The sequence below is a fragment of the Pedobacter cryoconitis genome (genome assembly GCF_003259615.1).
In the GTDB taxonomy this organism is placed as follows: domain Bacteria; phylum Bacteroidota; class Bacteroidia; order Sphingobacteriales; family Sphingobacteriaceae; genus Pedobacter; species Pedobacter cryoconitis.
Window position 1 is genome coordinate 1 of sequence record NZ_QLLR01000063.1, and the last position, 2,678, is coordinate 2,678.

A 2,678-nucleotide genomic window follows, 5' to 3' on the forward strand; every position below is an offset into this window, starting at 1 on the left:
TTGGAAAAAAGGAATCATGTAATCAACTGGAAATACTTTTAATAGGCCATCAATTATACCAATAACTTATAAACCGAGAGAACCTGAGTGGTTACCTTAAAGGTATGTATAATTTAATGTAGTAATTATTTCTGTTAGTTCTCATTAAAATGTCGCCACCTTTTCTCATTAAAATGCCACCACTTAATATTGATCTATTAACTTGTCAGGATACAAATCCTGACGCTTATGTATCAAGTGGCTATGTATTACACCGTAAAAACATTATTATCCGAAGGTAAATCAATCAGGGAGATCGCAAAAGATTTAGGGATGTGTCGTAAGACGATCTCCAGAATCAAGACGGCACTGGATAGTGGCAAGGACCGCCCGGATGAACAGGTGAGAACCAAGACCCTTGATGGGTATAAGGATCTTATCAATGATTATTTTGAAGATGGTTTAACGGCTCTTTTGATCCACCGTCGGCTGACCACAGAAAAGGGGTTAACTGTTTCCTACCCCAGCGTTGCCCGCTGGGTAGAACGTTTAAAAAAGCAGGAAGTTTATATCCCTATACATTGCGATCCCGGAGCAGAGTCTCAGGTTGATTTCGGTTATATGGGTACATTCCGTAACCACGGGACACCAGTTAAAGTCTGGATATTTGCGATGGTGCTTTCCTATAGCCGCTATACTTATTACCAGCTGGTCACTAACCAGAAGATTTCAAGTTTTATTGAATGTCATTACAAGGCTTTCGAATATTTTGGTGGAGTACCAAAAACGATTAAACTGGATAACCTTAAAGCTGGTGTAATCACTCCTGATTTTTATGAACCCCTTCTTCAGGAGCAATACGCTGGATTCCTGGCACATTACAACAGTGCGCCTATTGCCTGTAGAGTAAGACGACCCCAGGAGAAGGGAAAAGTCGAGTCTGCGATCAAGTATGTAAAAAATAACTTTTTGAAGAATTTCAGGGGTACTGATTATGATAAGCTCATTTGTGAACTTAAGGTATGGAATGAAGAGATCTGCAATCAAAGAGTCCATGGAACGACCAGGAAAGTCCCTCAACTGGTATTTAATGAGCGTGAGAAAACAGCGCTGATGGAGTTGCCGGCCAGACGCTATGAGATCATGGATATTTCCGCCCGGAAAGTAAGCCGCCTGGCCCATATCAGTTACCGTCATAATTATTACTCGGTACCGGCAAAATATGTGGGAATGCAGGTCAGACTGGAAAGCAACGGAACCTTACTAAAGATCTACTCTAACCAGTCCAGAATTGCCCTCCATAGCATCAGTCATGCCATGGGACTTTATATTTCTCTGGAAGAACATAAGCCTGAGTACAAAAGATTTATCAGCAGGGATGAGTGTTATCAAAGGATGGCCGCTTTAGGGCCTTACGCAATAGAAGTCTTTTTACAGTTGGAACAAAAAGTTCCGGCATATTGGGGAGCAATGACAAGAGGTATACTGAAGCTAAAAACAAGTTATAGCGAGGAAGTGATTAATCTGGCTTGTAAAAGAGCATTAAGGTTCAATGCGCTAGGTTACCAGCAGATCAAAAAAATATGTGAATCAGGATTATACCGTCAGGATGAAAGTCCAGAGAACAACATCAGCTTTACCGAAGGCTATGGCCATGACCTAAGTATATATGATCAAATTATCCGTAATAATTAAACAAATATGGAAGCTTTAAAAACACAATTAAGAACTCTTAAGCTCTCTTCAATGGTAGATGGGCTTGAAATGCGCAACAAACACGCGCTTGAAAATCAGATTAGTTACCTGGAATTCCTCGAACTTCTTGTAGAAGATGAATTTGTCCGAAGACAATCAAATAGTTATCAGAACAGATTACGGGACTCTAAACTACATTCACAGAAGATTCTGGACACCTATGATTTCTCCTTTCAACCTGAACTTGATAAGCGTATGGTTTATGAATTGGCGTCCTGCAGATTTATTGAGCAAAAAAGTAATATCATTTTTATGGGTAAACCCGGGGTCGGAAAAACTCATCTGGCTCATGCCATTGGACTGGAAGCTATCAAAAAGGGAAAGAAGGTGCTATTTGTTCATACCAATGAACTCATGGAAAAGCTTTATGCTTCAAGGGCAGATGGTTCATACCATTATACAATGCAAAAATATCTCAAGCCGGATTTACTTATACTTGGTGAATTGGGTTTCAAGAAAATGCCGCAGTATGGGATGGATGATTTCTTTGAAATCATCCGCCATAGATATGAGACCGGTTCGCTCATCATCACTACTAACAGGAACTTTGAAGATTGGGGAGCTCTTTTTGGGGATAAGGTTATCGCCTCAGCCATCATTGATAGGATTGTTCATCATGCGGTGATTGTAAAAGTGACAGGTACCAGCTACCGTGTAAAGAATTTTGCTGAAGTCCAGGATTTGTATAAAAAAGAAGAAAGCCAGCATACAAAAAGAGGCAGGCCAAAAAAGAATGAGGAACAAAACACTGAACAAGAGGAAGAAAACTTTGAAAATGAATGATTTATTGTAATTTTAAGTGGCGGCATTTTAGTGAGAACTAGTGGGGGCATTCCAATGATAATTAACAATATCCTCTCACTGCCATATCTAACCCGAGTTTCAGCAATTTCTTTCATCCGCATTCTAATCACCTGATCATCTCGACCTAGCTTTTTATAGTA

General features: G+C 39.9%; 2 protein-coding genes. Both read left to right on the forward strand.

What is annotated here, in order from left to right; all coding sequences use genetic code 11:
• Positions 1-243 precede the first annotated feature (243 nt).
• Entirely contained in the window at positions 244-1,674 is a 1,431-nt protein-coding gene (gene istA / locus LY11_RS26275; RefSeq protein ID WP_170132795.1) for an IS21 family transposase, read from the forward strand.
• 6 nt (positions 1,675-1,680) lie between these two features.
• Positions 1,681-2,517 (forward strand): IS21-like element helper ATPase IstB, encoded by an 837-nt coding sequence (gene istB / locus LY11_RS26280; protein ID WP_111636541.1) that lies wholly within the window; start codon positions 1,681-1,683, stop codon positions 2,515-2,517.
• The last annotated feature ends 161 nt before the right edge of the window (positions 2,518-2,678 follow it).